Origin of the sequence: Pseudoalteromonas sp. S558, assembly GCF_005886635.1 — a bacterium.
Classification (GTDB): Bacteria; Pseudomonadota; Gammaproteobacteria; order Enterobacterales; family Alteromonadaceae; genus Pseudoalteromonas; species Pseudoalteromonas aliena.
On record NZ_PNDU01000654.1, the window covers coordinates 1 to 308 of the forward strand.

1 protein-coding gene is annotated in these 308 nt (G+C 45.5%); it reads right to left on the bottom strand.

The genetic code is table 11. The features are described from left to right. Positions 1-3: 3 nt before the first annotated feature. Positions 4-308: putative inorganic carbon transporter subunit DabA (locus tag CWB66_RS21825; RefSeq protein ID WP_252371837.1), on the bottom strand; the 305-nt coding region annotated here is incomplete at its 5' end.

The following is a 308-nucleotide window of genomic DNA, read 5'->3' on the forward strand; positions in this document are numbered from 1 at the left end:
ATTTTAGTAAACCGAGGCATTATATTGGCTATTGATCCAATGGGTGAATATCATAGGCGCAGTCATAATAAGCTCTAATATCGAAAAGTCGCCATCGCTTTCCCAATCATAATCGTGTAAAAAACAGCGCCCCTGTAAGTTAATACTTCGCGTCCATGCGCGCGGCGCGACAATAAAGGCGGCATTATTTGCAAGTCCCCATTCAGGCCGCACCTGCGACCAATCGCGGGCGCGTTGATGATAAGCGTGATTAATTTCATCCGCTGAATTATCAATCAGCTTTGGCGCTATATTAACTAAGCGTTCGC